This is a genomic window from Streptomyces sp. CNS606 (assembly GCF_000426325.1).
Genome location: NZ_AUFD01000009.1, coordinates 58336 through 78021 on the forward strand (window position 1 = coordinate 58336; position 19686 = coordinate 78021).

The following is a 19686-nucleotide window of genomic DNA, read 5'->3' on the forward strand; positions in this document are numbered from 1 at the left end:
AAGAACCGGGGCACACGGGGCGTTATGCCCGTACAGGGAGGCGGAATGACAGAGACGACGAGCGGCCCGGCACGCGGCTCCCGCGCCAAGGGCGGCAAGGCGAACAAGGGTCTGCGCATCGAGCGCATCCACACCACCCCCGGCGTGCACCCGTACGACGAGGTGAGCTGGGAGCGCCGTGACGTCGTCATGACCAACTGGCGCGACGGCTCGGTCAACTTCGAGCAGCGTGGCGTCGAGTTCCCCGACTTCTGGTCGGTGAACGCGGTCAACATCGTCACCAGCAAGTACTTCCGCGGCGCGGTCGGCACCCCGCAGCGGGAGCACAGCCTCAAGCAGCTCATCGACCGCGTGGTGAAGACCTACCGCGCGGCCGGCGAGGAGAGTGGCTACTTCGCCTCACCGGAGGACGCCGACGTCTTCGAGCACGAGCTGGCCTACGCCGTGCTCCACCAGGTCTTCGCGTTCAACTCCCCGGTCTGGTTCAACGTCGGCACCAAGCAGCCGCAGCAGGTCAGCGCCTGCTTCATCCTCTCCGTCGACGACTCCATGGAGTCGATCCTCGACTGGTACAAGGAAGAGGGGATGATCTTCAAGGGCGGTTCCGGCGCCGGCCTGAACCTCTCCCGCATCCGCTCCTCCAAGGAGCTGCTCTCCTCCGGCGGCAACGCCTCCGGTCCCGTCTCCTTCATGCGCGGTGCGGACGCCTCCGCCGGAACCATCAAGTCCGGCGGCGCCACGCGCCGGGCGGCCAAGATGGTCGTCCTGGACGTCGACCACCCCGACGTCGAGGCCTTCATCGAGACCAAGGTGAAGGAGGAGGAGAAGATCCGCGCGCTGCGCGACGCGGGCTTCGACATGGACCTGGGTGGCGACGACATCACCTCCGTCCAGTACCAGAACGCCAACAACTCGGTGCGCGTCACCGACGAGTTCATGAAGGCCGTGGAAGCCGGCTCGGACTTCCCCCTGCGCGCCCGCATGACCGGCGAGGTCGTCGAGAAGGTCGACGCCAAGTCGCTGTTCCGCAAGATGGCCGAAGCCGCACACGTCTGCGCCGACCCGGGCATCCAGTACGACGACGTCATCAACCACTGGCACACGTCTCCGGAGTCGGGCCGCATCACCGCCTCCAACCCGTGCAGCGAGTACATGCACCTGGACAACTCCTCGTGCAACCTGGCCTCGCTCAACCTGATGAAGTTCCTGCGGGACGACGACAACGGCAACCAGTCGTTCGAGGCGGAGCGGTTCGCCAAGGTCGTCGAGCTGATCATCACCGCGATGGACATCTCCATCTGCTTCGCCGACTTCCCGACCGAGAAGATCGGAGAGACCACCCGGGCCTTCCGCCAGCTGGGCATCGGCTACGCCAACCTCGGCGCCCTGCTGATGGCCACCGGCCACGCGTACGACAGCGACGGCGGCCGGGCGCTCGCCGGCGCCATCACCTCGCTGATGACCGGCACCTCCTACCGTCGCAGCGCCGAACTCGCCGGTGCCGTCGGGCCGTACGACGGCTACGCCCGCAACGCCGACGCCCACCGGCGCGTGATGAAGCAGCACGCCGACGCCAACGACGCGGCGACCCGCATGGACGACCTGGACAGCCCGGTCTGGGCCGCCGCCACCGAGGCATGGCAGGACGTCGTCCGTCTGGGCAAGAAGAACGGCTACCGCAACGCGCAGGCCTCCGTGCTCGCCCCGACGGGCACCATCGGCCTGATGATGGACTGCGACACCACCGGTGTGGAACCGGACCTCGCGCTGGTCAAGTTCAAGAAGCTGGTCGGTGGCGGTTCGATGCAGATCGTCAACAACACCGTGCCCAAGGCGCTCAAGCGCCTCGGTTACCAGCCGGAGCAGGTCGAGGCGATCGTCGAGCACATCGCCGAGCACGGCAACGTCGTGGACGCCCCCGGCCTCAAGCCCGCGCACTACGCGGTCTTCGACTGCGCCATGGGCGCGCGCTCCATCTCTCCGATGGGCCACGTGCGGATGATGGCGGCCGCGCAGCCGTTCCTCTCCGGCGCCATCTCCAAGACGGTCAACATGCCGGCCTCCAGCACGGTCGAGGACGTCGAGGAGATCTACCTCCAGGGCTGGAAGCTCGGGACCAAGGCGCTCGCCGTCTACGTCGAGAACAGCAAGGTCGGCCAGCCGCTCTCCGCCAAGCAGAAGGAGGAGGAGAAGAAGGAGGAGCCGGCCACGGTGGTCGAGTACCGCCCGGTCCGCAACCGCCTGCCCAAGGGCCGCCCCGGCATCACCACCTCCTTCACGGTCGGCGGCGCCGAGGGCTACATGACCGCCAACTCCTACCCGGACGACGGTCTCGGCGAGGTCTTCCTGAAGATGTCCAAGCAGGGCTCGACCCTCGCGGGCATGATGGACGCCTTCTCCATCGCTGTCTCCGTCGGCCTCCAGTACGGCGTCCCGCTGGAGACCTACGTCTCGAAGTTCACCAACATGCGCTTCGAGCCGGCCGGCATGACGGACGACCAGGACGTGCGGATGGCGCAGTCGATCGTCGACTACATCTTCCGGCGCCTCGCCCTGGACTTCCTGCCCTTCGAGACCCGCTCCGCACTCGGCATCCACTCCGCCGAGGAGCGCCAGCGCCACCTGGAGACCGGCTCCTACGAGCCCGGCGAGGAGGAGCTGGACCCGGACGGCCTGGCCCAGTCCGCGCCCACGGCCGACCAGCCCGCCGCGCAGAACCCGGCCCGGCAGGCGCACAACTCCACCGAACTGGTGGAGATGCAGCTCGGCCTGAACGCCGACGCCCCGCTGTGCTTCTCCTGCGGCACCAAGATGCGCCGTGCGGGCAGCTGCTACCTCTGCGAGGGCTGCGGCTCCACCAGCGGCTGCAGCTGACCGGCCCGAACGGCGGGGGTGGGACCGGCGCGTACGCGCCGGTCCCACCCCCGCCCGCGTCTGCTCCCGCCCCCGTGCACCGGGTCGCTCGTGCGCGGCGGCGTTCGCGCGGGCGTTCCCCGCCGGCGGACGCGGGTCGATGCCCGAGGCGCTCACCCACTTGGCCGTACGATGGCGCGGTGCTGGTCAAGTGGATGCGTTGCACCGTCGTGGACCGTCGCGGGTTCGAGCGGGGGCAGCGGAAATGGGCGGGGCTGCTCGGGGAACCAGGCTTCCGCGGGCAGGGCGGCGGCTGGAGCCGTGCCCGCAGCGGCGTCGCGCACCTCTTCGGCTTCTGGGAGAGCCGGGCCTTCTACGACTCCTTCATGGCCCGCTCCCACGACCGGCTGCACGCCTCCCAGGTCGGCACCTACAAGGACATGCGCGTCCGCCTCTTCGAGTACCGCTTCGACGTGAAGACCGGCTTCTCGCCGGTCTTCACCGACGCCGACCTGCTCCGCGTCGCCCACTGCCGGGTACGGGACGACCGCGTCGAGCACTTCACCCTGATGCAGGAGAAGGTGTGGAACCCGGCGATGGCGGGATCGCCCGGCATGCTCCGCGGACTCTTCGGACAGGCGGATCCCCAGAACGAGTTCCTCGTCCTGTCGATGTGGGACTCCGCCGCCGAGCACGGCAAGTACCGCACGGAACGGGTCGAACGGCTCGCCCTGCGGGCGCAGATCGGCGCCGACGTGACCGCGATCGCCGGGGACGTGATCGACCTCGAGCCCTCGTGGACGGTGTGAGGACACGATGAGCGGGCGGGCGCGTCCCGTCCGCCTCCCCCTGGGGCGGCAACATCGCCACGGCTGGAGTCGGCACACCATGACCGATGATCCTTCCCCCCCCGTCCGGCCCGTCCGCCCCGTCGCCGGCCTGCACGGGCTCGCCGTCGGCGACGCCCTGGGATCCCAGTTCTTCGTCCCCGCCCACCTCGGCCTGCTCCGGCGCCGCGCGCTGCCGCCGGACCCGTGGCAGTGGACCGACGACACCGAGATGGCCTGCTCGGTGCTGCTCGTCCTGGCCGAACACGGCGAGATCGACCAGGACGCGCTGGCCGCCGCCTTCGCCACGCACCACGACTTCGACCGGGGCTACGGACCCGCGGTGAACCGCATGCTGCGGCGAATCAGGCAGGAGGACGCCGACTGGCGGCAGCTGTCCTCGGAGCTCTTCGACGGTCAGGGCTCCTGGGGAAACGGCGCCGCCATGCGGGTCGCGCCGCTCGGAGCATGGTTCGCCGACGCTCCCGAACGCGCCGCCGAACAGGCAGAGCTGTCCGCCGTCGTCACCCACCGGCACCCCGAGGCGGTGGCCGGAGCGATCGCCGTCGCGGTGGCCGCGGCGCTCGTCGCGCGCGACGCGGACCCGGAAGCCCGCGTGCCGGCAGCGGCGGGTCCGGCCGCCCGGCCGGACCACGCAGAGGCAGGCGGGGCGGAGGCCGGCGCCCGGCTGCTCGACCGGGTCCTGGACGTCGTGCCGCGCAGCGCGGTGCACGCCGGTCTGCGCAGGACGAAGGACATGCTCGACTTCGACGACGTGGCCACCGTCGCCGCGGTCCTGGGCTGCGGACGCCGTACCAGCGCCCACGACACCGTGCCCTTCGCGCTCTGGGCGGCCGCGCGTCATCTCGGGGCGTTCGAGGAGGCGTTGTGGAACACCCTGCAGGCAGGCGGTGACGTCGACACCACGGGGGCGATCGTGGGGGGCATCGTGGCCGTGAGCGCGGGCGGCGCACCACCGGAGCCCTGGACCCGGCGTACCGAGGTGCTGCCGAGCTGGATGCCCGCCCTCGTCTGAGGGTTGTAGGGCCGCACGTCACGGGGCCGTCACAGGGACGCCCGCCCGTCCGGGTCCACGTCACCGCCTGGTCACAGAGGCAGCCCGCGACGTGCAACCTCCGGGCGTGGAACTAGCGTTGCCGCACTGAGGGCCGCACCGTGGCTTCGGGTGGCCGGGGGAGGAGACGCATGGTCGAGCAGCCGGGTGGGGAATCCACGGAAGGGCGCGGACGAAGAGCCGAGCCGGACACGGTGACCGAGCGGGGCGTTCCGCAGGAGCGCGCGGAGGAACGCCGGGACGAAGGGGCCGGCCGGGCCGGCGGGAAGGCCGGGGCCGGGGCCACCGTGCCGGACCAGCCGCGTCACGCAGCGGGCCCGTCGCCCGCCCGCCCGCCGGGCAGCGGCGAGCCCGGTCCGGGGCCGGACCTGCGGAAACCTCCGCAGCACGGGGAAGCCGCTCCGCAGCCCCAGGGCGGCCGCGGCGTTCCCGGCGGGATGGCGCCCCACCCGCAGCCGCCGCACTACGCGTACCAGCCGCCCAGGCCGGCACCGCCGCCGGCCTGGGTCGTGTCTTCGCGTCCCGACGACCCGCCCGCGCCCCTGCGTGCGGCCACCGGCTGGGCCGCGGTCGGAGCCGGAGTCGCCGCCTCACTGCTGCTCGGCGAGGGCCTCGGCGTCAACCTGCTGCTCGCCGCGCTCCCGGCCGCGCTCGCGGCCCACTTCGCGGCCCGGACCGCCGGCCGCAGGCCCCGGCCGTGGACGCTGCTGTGGGTCGCCGGATGCCTGGCCCTGCTCGCCGTGCCGGCGCTGCGTGACGCCGCCTGGCCCAGCACGCTCGCCGTGCTCGCCGCCCTCGCGGCGGGCTCCTTCGCCCTCCAGGGCGGACGCAGCTGGGCGGCGGCCCTGATCAGCCCCTTCTGGCTGCCCGCCGCCGTGCCAGGCGGCGTGGCGTGGGCGTGGAAGGGTGCCCGGGAGCGGGCCCGGAACACCCGGCACCGCTGGGGGCCGGTGGTCCGCACCGGCCTGATCGCCGTCGGACTCCTGGTGGTTTTCGGTGCGCTCTTCGCCGGGGCCGACGCCGCCTTCGCCGACCTGCTCGGCAGCCTGGTCCCGGACGCCTCCGTCGCGGACGGCCCGTTGCGCTCGTTCTTCCTGCTGCTCGGCCTCGTCACCGCGCTCGCGGCCGCCCGTACGGCCGCCGCACCCCGCCGCTGGGACCGGATCGACGTCAAGCCGGGGAAGGGACGCGGCCGGGTTGAGTGGGCGCTGCCGCTCATCGTGCTCGACGTCCTGTTCGCCGTCTTCAACACGGTGCAGCTCACCGTGCTCTTCGGCGGCTACGACCGCGTGCTCCGGGAAACCGGCCTGACCTACGCCGAGTACGCGCGGCAGGGATTCTGGCAACTGCTCTGCGCCACCCTCCTGACCCTGGTGGTGATTGCCCTCGCGCTGCGGTGGGCGCCGCGCGGCCGTCGGCGGGACGCCACCCTGGTGCGGGCGGTGCTCGGGACGCTGTGCGCGCTCACCCTGGTCGTGGTGCTCTCCGCCCTGCGCCGGATGGATCTGTACGTCGACGCCTACGGGCTGACGCGGCTGCGCCTCTCGGTTGCCGGCGTCGAACTCTGGCTCGGACTCGTCATCGTGATGATCATGATTGCCGGAGGACTCGGTGTCCTCGGCCGACGCGGCGCCACCTGGGTGCCGCGTGCGGTCACCGCCTCCGCCGCGCTCGGTGTACTGGCCTTCGGGCTGATCTCCCCGGACCGCCTGGTGGCCGAACAGAACCTCGCCCGCCACGAGCGGACGGGCAAGATCGACCTGCTCTACCTGCGCAACCTCTCCGCCGACGCCGTACCGGCCCTGGACCGCCTTCCCGAACCGCTCCGCTCCTGCGCCCTCGGCGAGATCGCGCGCGGGGTCGAGGCTGACGAGCGCGAGCCCTGGTACGCGACGAGTCTCGGCGAGGCACGCGCTCGCGAGCTCCTGGCGCAGCGGCCCGTCGCCGAGAACCGTGATGCCTGCGCCTCAGCGGGCGCCTACGACGGCTACCGGAGCTACTGAACGCGTACCGGCCCGGCGTGCGCGGGCCGCGCCGTGCACGCCGGGCCGGCTTGTTGCGGTTCACCACGGGGCGCGACAATGAGGAGGGCGGTACCGGGGAGCACCGGCACACCGCCGACCGAACGACGCCCGCAGCGGAGGCCCTTCCGTGCACCTTCCGGAGCCGGTCGAACCCGTGGCGGAGCAGGCGGCTACGCTTGCTCCCGCCATGCCGTACGAACCGCCCACCCACCGTGTCGAGCGCTCCCTGCGCGCCACCACCGGAGCGAAGGTGGTGGCCGGGGTCGACGAGGTCGGTCGCGGCGCGTGGGCCGGACCCGTCACCGTGTGTGCCGCCGTCACCGGTCTGCGGCGGCCTCCCGAGGGACTCACCGATTCCAAACTCCTCACCCCGCGGCGGCGGGAGCAACTGGCCCGCGAACTCGGCGGCTGGGTCACCGCGCACAGCCTGGGTCACTCCTCGCCGGAGGAGATCGACGCGTGGGGGATGACCGCAGCCCTCCGTACGGCCGCGGTCCGCGCCCTCGAAGGGCTGCCGATGCGTCCGGACGCGGTGATCCTCGACGGCAAGCACGACTACCTGGGGCGGCCCTGGCGGGTCCGCACGGTCATCAAGGGCGACCAGTCCTGTGTCGCCGTGGCGGCGGCCTCCGTTCTGGCGAAGGTCCGGCGGGACGCGATGATGGCCGAACTCGGGCAATCCCACGCGGACTTCGCCTTCGCCGACAACGCCGGGTACCCCTCCCCGGTGCACCGCGCGGCACTGGAGGAGTACGGCCCGACCCCTTACCACCGGCTGTCCTGGGCCTACATGGACGGGCTTCGGCGCTGGCAGCACCTGAAGAAGATCCGCACCGAACCGGTCGAGCAGATCGGCCTCTTCTGACCGTCCCCGGTCCGCGCGTCCGTGTCGCGGTCGCCCCCGCCGACGCGTGCGGCCGCGGAGTTTGATAGACAACACCCCATGCCTCTCTCCCCTGAGGAGCCACAGATTCACGAGCGTGTCCCCGGCCGCGAAGGCGGCGTGGGAACCACCCGGACTCCGCAGGCTTCCCGATCTTCTGTTCCCCTTCCCGGCCCCCGGACCACCCCGCGTCCCGCGCCGCCGCGCGCGGACCGGACCAACCGGCCCGCGCCCGGCCCCGGCCGGCCCGGCAACGCCCGCGGTGCGGGTACGTCCCCGGCTCAGCCGCCTGTGCGGCCACCCGCCCCGTCGAAGCCCGCCGTGCCCGCCGCCGCGCCGCCGCGTACCGCCGCCGACATACAGCTCGTCGAAGCGAGCGACGCCACCGCGGTCGACGCCGCCGACGAGGCCGTCGACCGCCTCCTCGACGGCGGCCGGGAGCCGGGCGGCGTCCTCGTCCTCACCACCGGCGGCCCGCACCCGTGGGCCGAGCACGAGACGTCCTTCGGCGAGGACGCGTACTGGCGTCAACAGGCCGAGGGCGACGACGTGTTCTGCGCGCACGTCACCGAACTCGCCCGGGTCGCTCCCCGGCCCGTCGTCGTGCTCGCCGTCAACGGCGGTACGGACGCCGACGTCGCCCGATCGCTGCCCGCAGCGCTGGACAAGGCCGGTGAACGCCTGGTGGTGTGCGGCGACCCGCAGCGGCTCGGCACCCTGCTCTGAACCCTGCCTGCGGGGGCCTGAGCCCTCCCCCGGCCGGGTGGGCGGCCCGCTCAGGGCCATGCCTCAGGGCGATGCCGAGCCCCGCGGCCGATTCCGTCGCTGTCAGCGGTGCCCGGTGCGACCGCCGGGGGCGAAGCCGTTCGACGCGCCCGGGACGGCCGGCCCTCCGGCCACGTGCGGGGGGCGGGTCGCCTCGACCAGGGTTCGCGGGGCGCTCACCGGCCGGTCCGGGGTGGGCGTCACCTGCGGCAGTTCCGCAGGTGCGCCCCCTGAGGGCTCCGGGGAGCGCGGGCGCCGCCCCTTCCTCCCCTCGCCCAGCACCTGCCATCCGGCGGGCGTGAGCACGATGTACGCCCCGCAGCGCAGGCCGTGCAGGGTGCAGGCGTCGCGCAGTCCCCACATCCAGGCGCCGTCCACCTCGCTCCAGTCCGATCCGCCGCCGCGGCAGAACAGCAGCGCAGCCGTGCGCACCGGAGTACGACGGCGCAGGTCGTGCGGCACGATCCGGCGCAGCTGCCCGAGCAGCGCGTTGCGGAACTCCCAGCCGTCCGGCCGATCGGTCGACCGTGCGAAGGACGCGCTGGCCACCAGCCGTTCCTCGGGCCCGAAGACGGCGATCACCGCCGTTCCCGGCGCCGGCAGATGGCGTTCGTACAGCCCGCCGACCACCTCCCGGGGGCTGCGCAGCAGGGGCACACCCAACGCGGCCCATTCCGACGGCTCCAGACTGCGGCTCAGGCGGGACACGGCGTCGGTAGGAGGCGGCGTCGCGAAACCGAGACTCACATTTCCCCCTTCGACGGCGCGCGCAACCCGCCCGGGCCTTGCTGCGGATCCGTGCCGATTCTCGCCGCCCGGACCGGACGCGGCAATGCCCGAAGCCCTGTCGCACCACCCGGCCTTCGCCTGCCGGCCGGGACGCCCCGCTGGTCAGCCCTGTACCGCGAGCACCAGGGGCAGCACCCCCTTCGCTCCCGCACCGCGCAGCATCCGCGCGGCGACCGCCAGCGTCCAGCCCGTCTCGGTGTAGTCGTCGACGAGCAGGACCGGACCGTCGGCCGCCGCGACCGCGGCCGCCACTTCCGGGGGGAGGTGCAGCGCTCCGTCCAGCGCCCGGAGCCGCTGCGCGCTGTTGCTCCGCGGCACCCGGCCGTGCTCGGCGGAGCCCTCCGTGTACTCCACGGCTCCCAGCAACGGCATCCGGCCGATCTCCGCGATGCGCCGGCCCAGCGACGCCACCAGAGCCGGCCTCCCCCGCGAGGCCATGGTCACCACTCCGGCCGGACGAGCGGGCGACCCTTCGTTCCCGGAAGCCCAGCCGTCCTGGCCGCGGGCCCAGTCGGCCAGCACCGTCACCACCGCATCCAGCACGTCCTTCGGGACCGGGCCGTCTCCACCACCCGGAGCGAGCATCGGCCGCAGCCGGTTGCCCCAGCCGATGTCGGAGAGGCGGCCCAGCGCCCGTCCGGGAGCCGCCTGTTCACCCGCGGGGATGCGTCCCTTGAGGTCCATGCCGACGGCCGACAGGCCGGTGGGCCACATCCGGCGCGGTTCGACCCGGACGCCGGGGCGCCCCAGCGCCGCCCGCGCGGCGTCCATCGCCTCCGGGGACACCTTCTCCGAGAACCGGGGCTCGCCGCGGCAGTTGTCACAGCGACCGCACGGCGCCGCCTCCTCGTCGTCCAGCGCGCGCCGGAGGAATTCCATCCGGCAGTCGCCGGTGGTGGCGTAGGCCCGCATGGCCGTCTGCTCGGCCTCGCGCTGCCGCGCGATCCACGCGTACCGCTCGGCGTCGTACGTCCACGGGGCGCCCGTCCACTCCCAGCCGCCCTTGACCCGGCGCACCGCACCGTCGACGTCGAGCACCTTGAGCATGGTCTCCAGACGCGACCGGCGCAGTTCCACCTGCGGTTCGAGAGCCGGAAGCGACAGCGGACGCCCCGCTTCCGCCAGCACCTCCAAGGTCCTGCGCACCTGTTCCTCGGGAGGGAAGGCGAGGGAGGCGAAGTACCGCCAGATCGCCTCGTCCTCCCGCCCGGGCAGCAGCAGCACCTCGGCGTGCCGGACTCCGCGGCCCGCCCGCCCCACCTGCTGGTAGTAGGCGATCGGGGAAGCGGGGGAGCCGAGGTGCACCACGAAGCCGAGGTCCGGCTTGTCGAAGCCCATCCCCAGCGCCGAGGTGGCGACCAGCGCCTTCACCCTGTTCTCCAGGAGGTCCCTTTCGGCAGCCTCCCGGTCGGCGTTCTCGGTGCGTCCGGTGTAGGAGGCGACCGTATGGCCGCTCTGCCGCAGGTGGGCGCTGACCTCCTCGGCGGCCGCGACGGTCAGTGTGTAGACGATGCCCGACCCCGGCAGCTCGTCCAACTGCTCCGCGAGCCACGCCAGCCGGTGCGCCGCGTCGGGCAGGTGCAGCACCGACAGGCTCAGACTCTCCCGGTCCAGCGGACCGCGCAGCACCAGCGCCGCTCCGCCCTCCGGATCCTGCTCGGTGCCGCCGGTGCCGAGCTGGTCGGCGACGTCCGCCGTCACCCGGGCGTTGGCCGTCGCGGTCGTCGCCAGAACGGGGACGCCGGGCGGGAGGTCGGCCAGCAGACTGCGCAGCCGGCGGTAGTCCGGGCGGAAGTCGTGGCCCCAGTCGGAGATGCAGTGTGCCTCGTCCACCACCAGCAGGCCGGTGGTCGCGGCCAGCCGGGGCAGCACCTCGTCGCGGAAGTCGGGGTTGTTCAGCCGTTCCGGGCTCACCAGCAGCACGTCGACCTCGCCGTCGGCCACCTCCTGCTGGACGGCATCCCACTCCTCGGTGTTCGCGGAGTTGATGGTGCGGGCCCGGATCCCCGCCCGCTCGGCGGCGGCGACCTGGTTGCGCATGAGCGCGAGCAGCGGCGACACGATCACCGTGGCGCCCTCGCCGCGGTGCCGGAGCAGCGCCGTGGCGACGAAGTACACCGCCGACTTGCCCCATCCGGTGCGCTGTACGACCAGGGCGCGGCGGCGGTGCGCCACCAGTGCCTCGATGGCCCGCCACTGGTCGTCTCGCAGGCGGGCGGTGCCGCTCTCGTCGCCCACGAGGCGGGCCAGGACGTCGTCCGCAGCGGTACGCAGATCCGTGTCGGTCATGCGCTCCATGCAAGCCCATCGCACCGACAGAAGCGAACGCGCCCTGGGGAAAACTCAGCGTCGGTCCGGTGATCACATGAGCAGACCGTGCCTGTGGACGAAACCGGGCGGAGATCGGCGCAGGCAGGGCACAGTCGCGTCATGACACAGCACAGCGGGGGATCCGCACCCGACAGCCCGCCCACCGACCCGGTCACGCAGGTCTCGCTGCGCGGGCCCGCCGAACTCGCCGACGCCCTGCCCTACCTCCTCGGTTTCCATCCCGACGACTCGGTGGTGCTCGTCGCCGTACACGGGGAGGAGAGCCGTTTCGGCGGGCGTATCCGGCTCGGCATCCCGGCAGAAGCGGGGGAGTGGGAGGAGGTCGCCCGTCACCTCGCCCGCTGCCTGTCGGACGGCTCGCAGGTGCGCGGCGCACGGCCGGAGGGGGCCGTGGTCTACCTCTGCCGGGATCCGGCGGAGGGGGAGACGGCCCGCACGGTCGCCGAGCGGCTCCGCCCGCTGGCGCAGGCGCTGCGCCGGGCGTGCGGCGAACGGGAGATGCCCGTATACGAGGCGCTCTGTCTCTCCGGCGGCCGCTATTTCTCCTACTGCTGCCCCGATCCGGCGTGCTGCCCGCCGGAGGGGGCCTCGCTGGAGAGGCCGGGGACCTCGGCCATGGCCGCCGCGGCCGTGTATGCCGGAATCCGGGTGCGCGGCTCGCTGAAGGACATGGAGGCGCGGATCGCACCGCTCGGACCGGTCCTCGCCGAGGCACAGGAACGCGCGCTGGACACGGCGGCGGCCGAACTCGTGCCCCGCATGTTCGCCGCCGAGGGCGCCACGGCCGTCCGGGCGCGGACGGTCGTGCTGGCGCGGCGGCTGATCGCGCGCTTCCGTGCCGCCGTGCCCGGGCCCGACACGGTGGCCGCGGTACAGGACGCCGCCGACGACGCGCTCCTCAGGCCGGAGGAGGCCGCCACTCTCATTCTGGGGCTCCAGGACCGGGGCACGCGGGACCAGGCCGCGGAGTGGATGGAGGGCAGGGACGCCCAGCCCGCGCTGCGCCTGTGGCGTGCGCTGGCCCGGCGCTGCACCGGCCCGTACGTCGAGCACGCCCCGGCGCCGCTCACCCTGGCCGGTTGGGTCGCCTGGTCGACGGGGGACCAGCCGGCCGCCCGCGTGGCGTTCGTGCGGGCGCTGGAGACCGATCCCGACTACGTCTTCGCCCAGTTGCTGCACCGTGCCTGCAACGAGGGCCTCGATCCCGAGCCGTTGCGGCGCTGCATGCGTGAGGAGCGGGCCGCGCGGCGACGCCGGAGCCATCGCGGGCGGAAGGGAGGACCGGCGAGGCGCGGGGGCCGGAGAGCTCGTGCCGACCGGAAGGTCCGTGCCGGGAGCAGGGCCCGCGCGGAGCGGAGCGCCGGTCACCGATGAGGTCGGCAAGCGCCCTTTTTATCGTCAGGGAGACGACTATGATCATGCCATGCCCTATGACCCGTCGGCCTTCCCGCCGTTCGCCGTCACCGTCGACCTGGTCGTGCTCACCGTCCGCAGGCACGCGCTCTGCGCACTGGCGGTACGGCGTGGCGAGCCGCCCTTCCAGGGGCGGTGGGCGTTGCCGGGCGGGTTCGTCCGGGCGGACGAGGACCTGGCCGGCGCGGCGGCCCGCGAGCTCAACGAGGAGACGGGGCTGCGGGCCCAGGACCCCGGCGACCACACGGCCGAGGCCCATCTGGAACAGCTCGCCACCTACGGCGACCCCGACCGCGACCCGCGTATGCGGGTGGTCAGCGTGGCGCACCTGGTCCTCGCCCCCGACCTTCCGTCGCCGACACCGGGCGGCGATGCCGACAGCGTCCGCTGGGCTCCCGTCGAGAGCCTTCTCCAGCTCTCCGGTACGGAGGAGGACCCGCCCGAACCGCTGGCGTTCGACCACGGGCGCATTCTCGCGGACGGTGTGGAGCGGGCCAGGTCCAAGATCGAGTACAGCTCTCTCGCCACCGCCTTCTGCCCGCCGGAGTTCACCGTGGGCGAGCTGCGCCGCGTGTACGAGGCGGTCTGGGGGGTGGTGCTCGACCCGAGGAACTTCCACCGCAAGGTCACCGGCACACCGGGTTTCCTGGTGCCCACCGGCGGCACGACCTCGAGGCAGGGGGGCCGCCCTGCACAGCTCTTCCGGGCCGGCGGCGCCACGCTCCTCAACCCGCCGATGCTGCGACCGGACGTCTGAGCCACACCGGTCGCGTCATTCCCGGCAAAACGGGCATTTCATCGCTATCTTGCAGGGGTGCGTCCCCCATGTGCCCTGCGGGAGCAGCGATGATTCAGGCGATCGGACTGACCAGCGTTCCCCGCCGCGGCCGGCGCCCGGCGGTCGACGACGTGACCTTCGAGGCGCCTGCCGGCCGGGTGACGGCTCTTCTGGGCCCCTGTGGCGCGGGCAAGTCGACGGCGCTGCGGCTCCTCCTCCAGCTCGAGCCGGGCCGTGGCGTGGCGCTGTTCGACGGGCGGCCCCTCCACCGGCTGGAGCATCCGGGGCAGGAGGTGGGTGTCCTGCTGGGAGACGTGCCGGGCCACCCGGGGCGCACCGCCCGCAACCACCTGCGGATGCTCGCCGCCGCGGCGGGCGTCCCCGCGGAGCGGGCCGACGAGATGCTCGAGATCGTCGGGCTCGGGGTCCTCGCCGAGGAGCGGGTCGGTGCCTTCTCCCTGGGCATGGACCGTCGCCTGGGCATGGCCGCCGCGATGCTGGGCGACCCCCACACCCTGGTACTCGACGAGCCGGCGCAAGGGCTGTCCCCTCGCGAAGCCGGCTGGCTCTACGGGCTGCTGCGCGGATACGCGGCCCAGGGCGGCGCCGTGCTCGTCACCCTCCGCGACCCCGGGGAGGCGGTCCGCGTCGCCGACCGGGTCGTCAGCCTCGAGGAGGGACGGCTGCTCGCCGACCAGGAGGCCGAGGACTTCGCCCGTACGCGGCTCCGCCCCAGGGTCGCCGTGTCCACGCCGCACGCCGGACGCCTCGCCGATCTGCTCGTCCAGCAGGCCCGGAGCGTCCCGCGTACCGGCGCCGACGGGCGCGAACGCGACGAGATGGAGGTGGTGGCCGAGTCCGGCACCCGCCTCTGCGTCTACAACAGCGACTGCGCCTCGGTCGGCGAGACCGCCTACCGTCACGGCATCCTCGTGCACCGCCTCGCCGAGGAGAGCGGCGACGACGGCGCCTCCGTGGTGACGGCACGCGCGGAACGGGCCGTGACCGGATCGCCCACGGCCCTGGTCGCCGCGGAACGTGCGGCCCTCGCTCCACCGCGGCAGCGCGCGGCCGCGCCCCGGCGGAGCGACGCCCCCCGACTGCACAGCATCGCCCCTCCCGGCCCGGCTTCACCCCTGCGCTACGAGGTGCGCCGCATGCTGAGCGTCCGCACCCCCTGGTACGTGCTCGGCTGTGTGCTGGCCGTCGCACTGACCGCCGGCCTCGGCCTCGCGCTGGCCGGTCCCGACCCCGACACCGACGAGGCGCTGCTGCGCCTTCTCGCCGGCTGGCCCGCGACCTTCCTGTTCCCGCTGCCGCCCGCCGCGGCCGGCGCGGGCCTGCTCGGAGCGCTCGCCTACGGCCAGGAGTGCCGCTACCCCTCGCTGGTCCCTGCCGGAGCGTCCGTGCCGCGCCGGCTCGGACTGCTGCTCGCCAAGGTCGCCGTGACCGCGGCCGGTTCGCTCGTGCTGTGTCTCGCCGTCCTCGCCGTGAACGGCGCGGCGCTGCTGCTCCTGTTCGGCGGCGAGGTGCTCGTCCCGTCCGACGGGCTGCGTGGACTGCTCGCCGCCGGCGCCTGGTCCGTGGTGCTCGCCGTCGGCTGCGGCTGGGCGGGTCTGCTGGCGGCCGGAGCCGCCCGGTCCACCGCCGTCGGGCTGGCCGCGGTGCTGGCCGTGCCCCTGCTGGTGGTGCCGATGGCGAAGCGCATGTTCCCCGGCGGTGACGGCCCGGTGCTCGACGGCCTGGCCGGGCGGCTGGAGAGCGCGCTGCTGTCTCCGTGGCCCTCCGGAGTCGACGGCTGGGTTCCGGTCGCGGTCAGGCTGGTCTCCCAACCGGTCGGCCAGGCCCTCGCGATGTCGCTGACCGTGCTGTTCGCCGCCTACCTGCTGCTCGGCCTCCGCGGTCGGACGTCGTGACCCGCCGCGAGGGCTGTCGGGGGGACCGCTCTTCCCGGTCAGGCGATCGAACGCGACACTGGTAAGCCTCTTTCTTTCCGATAAGGCGTCAATTGTGCGGAAGTCAGCGATCACCCTTTCGTGTGCTTTTCACCAAAGCCCTCAAGGCGGCCTGTGACCAGGCCGACAAAGGGTTCGTGACTACCCTTGCGCACACCTCGATGACCTCCGCCCGCTCCGCCCGCTCCGCCGGCTCCGGCCTCGCCGGCCCGGGAGAGCTGGACCGCTACGCCTACGCCGAATCCTCCGGAGCGGCGCGCACCACCAACGCCCCCGCCTGGGAGGGGGCCGAGGCTGACATGGGCCGCCTGGGCCGCCGGTCGTCCGGCAACCGCGGCCGCGGGCTGCACGGCCAGCTCGTACAGCAACTCGGCCAGATGATCGTCTCCGGTGACCTGGGCGCCGACCGTCCGCTGGTCCCGGAGGAGATCGGCCAGCGGTTCGAGGTCTCCCGCACCGTCGTCCGCGAGTCGCTCCGGGTCCTGGAGGCGAAGGGCCTCGTCAGCGCCCGTCCGAACGTCGGCACCCGGGTCCGTCCGGTCAGCGACTGGAATCTGCTCGACCCGGACATCATCGAATGGCGGGCGTTCGGCCCGCAGCGGGAGGACCAGCGCCGCGAACTGTGCGAACTCCGCGCCTCGATCGAGCCGCTGGCCGCCCGCCTCGCCGCCGCCCGCAACCGCGACGAGGTGCAGCAGCGCGTCGCCGACATGGTCGGGATCATGGGTCAGGCCCTGGCCCAGGGCGACTCGCTCACCTTCTCCCGCGCCGACGCCGAGTTCCACGGCCTGCTCCTGCAGTCCGCGGGGAACCGCATGCTGGAGCACCTGGCCGGCATCGTGTCCTCCGCGCTCCAGGTCTCCGGCGGCCCCTCCACCGGCTGCGTTCGCCCGAGCGAGGCGGCCGTGGCCCAGCACCGGCAGATCGCCGACGCGCTGGCGGCAGGGGACGAGGGCGCGGCCGAGTCCGGGATGCGCGGCCTCTTCTGCGGTCAGGCGGACGCCGCGGTCGCCCAGCAGGCCCCGGGCGCCGACCACGTCGTGCCCGCGCCCCGCGAGCACTGAGACGGCGAGCGGTCCGTCCCGCTGTGCGGCAGCGCCGCCGGGCTCCCCGGCGGCGCTGCCGCACGTGACGGCGGTGCCGGGAGCCGGACCGTGCGCGCGCCCGGAGCCGGCGGCCCGCGCCCGGCCCGGTTCGCCCGGTTCCCGTCGCTTGGGCCGGGTACACGGTGTGACTCGGGCCACGCACGGCGTGCGTAACGCTTCCCGCCGTCGTGCGATGACTCAAGAGGTGGCAGCCGAAGAGGGAGCTGATCCGCGCCTCCGCGCTCTCCCTTCCCGGCTCTGCCCGCGCCGTCGGTGCATCCCGCCGGCGGTCCGCCGTTTCCATCGTTCCGAGAGGTTGTTCGTGTCGGCCAGCACATCCCGTACGCTCCCCGCGGAGATCGCCGAGTCCGAGTCCGTGTTGGCGCTCATCGAGCGGGGAAAGGCCGAGGGGCAGATCGCCGGCGATGACGTCCGTCGGGCCTTCGAGGCTGACCAGATCCCGCCGACCCAGTGGAAGAACGTCCTGCGAAGCCTCAACCAGATTCTGGACGAGGAGGGTGTGACGCTCATGGTGAGTGCCGCCGAGGCGCCCAAGCGCACCCGTAAGAGCGTGGCGGCGAAGGCCCCGGCCAAGAAGACCGCCACCACGTCGGTCCGCGCCAAGACCGCCGCTCCGAAGAAGGCCACGAAGGCCGCAGCGAAGAAGACCGCCGCCGAGGCCCCCGCCCCGCCGGAGACCGCCGCCGCAGACGACGCCGTCGAGGCGCCTCCTGCGAAGAAGGCGGCGGCGAAGAAGACCGCCGCGAAGAAGACGGCCGCAAAGAAGGCTCCTGCCAAGAAGGCGGCCGCCAAGAAGGGCGCGGCGAAGAAGTCGGTCGTCGACGAACTGCTCGAGGCGCCGGACGCCGAGGCGGAGGAGCCCGGTGCGAAGCCCGTCAAGAGCGCTCCGCAGGACGGGCCCGCCGTCGAGACCAAGAACGAGAACGAGGGCTTCGTCCTCTCCGACGAGGACGAGGACGACGCACCCGCGCAGCAGGTCGCCGCGGCCGGCGCCACCGCCGACCCGGTCAAGGACTACCTGAAGCAGATCGGCAAGGTGCCGCTGCTCAACGCCGAGCAGGAGGTCGAGCTCGCCAAGCGCATCGAGGCGGGTCTCTTCGGCGAGGACAAGCTGGCGTCCGAGGAGAAGATCGCCCCGAAGCTCAAGCGCGAGCTGGAGATCATCGCCGAGGACGGCCGCCGGGCGAAGAATCACCTGCTGGAGGCCAACCTCCGTCTCGTCGTCTCGCTCGCCAAGCGCTACACGGGCCGCGGCATGCTCTTCCTGGACCTGATCCAGGAGGGCAACCTCGGTCTGATCCGCGCCGTCGAGAAGTTCGACTACACCAAGGGCTACAAGTTCTCGACCTACGCGACGTGGTGGATCCGTCAGGCCATCACCCGCGCGATGGCCGATCAGGCCCGCACCATCCGCATCCCGGTGCACATGGTCGAGGTCATCAACAAGCTGGCCCGCGTGCAGCGGCAGATGCTCCAGGACCTGGGCCGAGAGCCCACCCCGGAGGAGCTGGCCAAGGAACTCGACATGACCCCGGAGAAGGTCGTCGAGGTCCAGAAGTACGGGCGCGAGCCGATCTCGCTCCACACCCCGCTCGGTGAGGACGGCGACAGCGAGTTCGGTGACCTCATCGAGGACTCCGAGGCCGTCGTCCCCGCGGACGCGGTCAGCTTCACCCTTCTGCAGGAACAGCTTCACTCCGTCCTGGACACCCTCAGCGAGCGCGAGGCCGGTGTCGTCTCGATGCGCTTCGGCCTCACCGACGGCCAGCCCAAGACGCTGGACGAGATCGGCAAGGTCTACGGGGTCACCCGCGAGCGCATCCGCCAGATCGAGTCCAAGACGATGTCCAAGCTGCGGCACCCCTCCCGTTCGCAGGTCCTGCGGGACTACCTGGACTGATCCTCGCAGCGAGAAGCGCCTCCGACGACGTGCACTGATGCGGCTTCGGAGGCGCTTTCTGCTGTGGCGGCCGAGACGACGAGGCCCGCTCACGCGCTGCCGCTCGGTCTCTCTGCGAAGAAGCAGGTGAGTGCGCGCGCGATCCGGTCGGGCGCGTTCTCGGTGGGGATGTGCCCGGCATCCGGGACACGCACGAGTGTGGTGTGCGGGATCTCCGAGGCGAACCGCTCGGCGTACTCCACCCTCTGAAAGCGGTCGTCCTCGCCCCAGATCAGCAACTTGGGCGTCGCGTTCCGCCGCAGCACCGGAACGGCATCGCGGGTGTAGCGGTTGTCGGCCGCGCCCGCCATGGCCATCCAGGAGCGGCGAACCCGCGCGTCGGTCCACGGATCCAGATAGTCGGCGATCCGCCGCTCGGTGGCGGCACCGGCCAGTGCCGCCCTCACGGCTTGCCGGCGAGCGGCGAGCATCTCCTCGGCTGTGGTCGCGGCGATGACCTGCGGGTCCCGGAATCGGGCCACCCCGGGCACGGGCCAGGAGTCGTAGGTGACGGAGTTGACCAGCGCCAGCCGGGACACGTCCAGCCGGTCGTGGGCGAGGAGGTGCTGGGCGATGGCGCCGCCGATGTCGTGACCTGCTACGGCGATCGGCCCGGAGAGTCTCAGCGCGGAGGCGAAGCGCGCCACCCAGTCCGCGAGGGCTGGGACCGTGCCGGTTTCCAGAGTGAGTTCGCCTCCCGAGCGTCCCAGCCCGGGGAGGTCGACCGCGACGGGTCGCAGCCCCGCCTCAGCGAGGCGGGCCAGTATCGGGAGCCAGACACGGCTCCAGTACGTGCCGTGCAGCAGCAGAACGGCCGGGCCGTCCTGTTCCACGGTCAGGTAGCTGGCCGTCTCTCCGTCGACCTGGATCCCGGTCCGCAGCACTGTCGTTTCGGTGATCTGGCTCATGGGTCCACTGTCACCGGGGCCGGCCTCCCGCCCGAGAGTC

General features: G+C 72.9%; 14 protein-coding genes. 11 read left to right on the forward strand and 3 right to left on the reverse strand.

Translation table 11 applies throughout. The annotated features are described in order from the left end of the window. The first annotated feature begins 45 nt into the window (after positions 1-45). The 6 genes from K304_RS0106785 (at position 46) to K304_RS33915 (ending at position 8388) form a co-directional block, all read left to right on the forward strand. Positions 46-2874 carry a vitamin B12-dependent ribonucleotide reductase gene (locus K304_RS0106785; RefSeq protein WP_027763136.1) on the forward strand — a complete coding sequence of 943 codons (2829 nt, stop codon included), beginning with the start codon at positions 46-48 and terminating at the stop codon, positions 2872-2874. Positions 2875-3053: 179 nt separating this feature from the next. Then, entirely contained in the window at positions 3054-3662 is a 609-nt protein-coding gene (locus tag K304_RS0106790) for a YdbC family protein (RefSeq protein ID WP_027763137.1), read from the forward strand. A 79-nt stretch (positions 3663-3741) separates the two neighbouring features. Next, positions 3742-4716 carry an ADP-ribosylglycohydrolase family protein gene (locus tag K304_RS0106795; RefSeq protein ID WP_027763138.1) on the forward strand — a complete coding sequence of 325 codons (975 nt, stop codon included), beginning with the start codon at positions 3742-3744 and terminating at the stop codon, positions 4714-4716. A 548-nt stretch (positions 4717-5264) separates the two neighbouring features. After that, the gene (locus K304_RS27675) at positions 5265-6758 is read left to right on the forward strand and encodes a DUF4153 domain-containing protein (RefSeq protein WP_051308067.1); all 1494 of its coding nucleotides are present in this window, start codon (positions 5265-5267) and stop codon (positions 6756-6758) included. Between the two features lie 208 nt (positions 6759-6966). Next, positions 6967-7644 carry a ribonuclease HII gene (locus K304_RS0106805; RefSeq protein WP_027763139.1) on the forward strand — a complete coding sequence of 226 codons (678 nt, stop codon included), beginning with the start codon at positions 6967-6969 and terminating at the stop codon, positions 7642-7644. 339 nt (positions 7645-7983) lie between these two features. Next, positions 7984-8388: a hypothetical protein gene (locus tag K304_RS33915; protein ID WP_486591597.1), complete on the forward strand. Its 405-nt coding sequence runs from the start codon at positions 7984-7986 to the stop codon at positions 8386-8388. A gap of 102 nt (positions 8389-8490) precedes the next feature. Here the strand turns inward: K304_RS33915 and K304_RS27680 are convergent, their stop codons facing one another. Continuing rightward, a complete protein-coding gene (locus K304_RS27680) occupies positions 8491-9174 on the reverse strand; it encodes a hypothetical protein (RefSeq protein WP_051307999.1) in 684 nt (227 codons plus the stop codon). 144 nt (positions 9175-9318) lie between these two features. Beyond that, positions 9319-11505 (reverse strand): RecQ family ATP-dependent DNA helicase, encoded by a 2187-nt coding sequence (locus K304_RS0106820; RefSeq protein WP_027763141.1) that lies wholly within the window; start codon positions 11503-11505, stop codon positions 9319-9321. A gap of 141 nt (positions 11506-11646) precedes the next feature. Here K304_RS0106820 and K304_RS27685 point away from each other — a divergent pair, with 141 nt between their 5' ends. The 5 genes from K304_RS27685 to K304_RS0106845 all read left to right on the forward strand — a co-directional run bounded on the left by K304_RS27685 (position 11647) and on the right by K304_RS0106845 (position 18699). Beyond that, positions 11647-12921, forward strand: a complete 1275-nt coding sequence (locus K304_RS27685) for a DUF4192 domain-containing protein (RefSeq protein ID WP_051308002.1) — start codon at positions 11647-11649, stop codon at positions 12919-12921. Between the two features lie 49 nt (positions 12922-12970). Further along, positions 12971-13717: an NUDIX hydrolase gene (locus K304_RS0106830; protein ID WP_027763142.1), complete on the forward strand. Its 747-nt coding sequence runs from the start codon at positions 12971-12973 to the stop codon at positions 13715-13717. An 89-nt stretch (positions 13718-13806) separates the two neighbouring features. After that, positions 13807-15654 carry an ATP-binding cassette domain-containing protein gene (locus tag K304_RS0106835; protein ID WP_027763143.1) on the forward strand — a complete coding sequence of 616 codons (1848 nt, stop codon included), beginning with the start codon at positions 13807-13809 and terminating at the stop codon, positions 15652-15654. 122 nt (positions 15655-15776) lie between these two features. Then, entirely contained in the window at positions 15777-16757 is a 981-nt protein-coding gene (locus tag K304_RS0106840) for a FadR/GntR family transcriptional regulator (protein ID WP_078528702.1), read from the forward strand. A gap of 343 nt (positions 16758-17100) precedes the next feature. Beyond that, the gene (locus K304_RS0106845) at positions 17101-18699 is read left to right on the forward strand and encodes an RNA polymerase sigma factor (protein WP_027763145.1); all 1599 of its coding nucleotides are present in this window, start codon (positions 17101-17103) and stop codon (positions 18697-18699) included. Between the two features lie 89 nt (positions 18700-18788). On the opposite strand, the gene K304_RS0106850 is transcribed toward K304_RS0106845, so the two are convergent. After that, complete coding sequence (locus tag K304_RS0106850) at positions 18789-19646, reverse strand: alpha/beta fold hydrolase (protein ID WP_027763146.1); 858 nt, start codon at positions 19644-19646, stop codon at positions 18789-18791. Between the last annotated feature and the right edge of the window lie 40 nt (positions 19647-19686).

What these genes read in the sequence shown, in the direction of transcription:
- K304_RS0106785 (WP_027763136.1), top strand. Translation starts at nt 46, where the DNA reads ATGACAGAGACGACGAGCGGCCCGGCACGCGGCTCCCGCGCCAAGGGC.
- K304_RS0106795 (WP_027763138.1), top strand. Translation starts at nt 3,742, where the DNA reads ATGACCGATGATCCTTCCCCCCCCGTCCGGCCCGTCCGCCCCGTCGCC.
- K304_RS0106805 (WP_027763139.1), top strand. Translation starts at nt 6,967, where the DNA reads ATGCCGTACGAACCGCCCACCCACCGTGTCGAGCGCTCCCTGCGCGCC.
- K304_RS0106820 (WP_027763141.1), bottom strand. Translation starts at nt 11,505, where the DNA reads ATGACCGACACGGATCTGCGTACCGCTGCGGACGACGTCCTGGCCCGC.
- K304_RS27685 (WP_051308002.1), top strand. Translation starts at nt 11,647, where the DNA reads ATGACACAGCACAGCGGGGGATCCGCACCCGACAGCCCGCCCACCGAC.
- K304_RS0106830 (WP_027763142.1), top strand. Translation starts at nt 12,971, where the DNA reads ATGCCCTATGACCCGTCGGCCTTCCCGCCGTTCGCCGTCACCGTCGAC.
- K304_RS0106835 (WP_027763143.1), top strand. Translation starts at nt 13,807, where the DNA reads ATGATTCAGGCGATCGGACTGACCAGCGTTCCCCGCCGCGGCCGGCGC.
- K304_RS0106850 (WP_027763146.1), bottom strand. Translation starts at nt 19,646, where the DNA reads ATGAGCCAGATCACCGAAACGACAGTGCTGCGGACCGGGATCCAGGTC.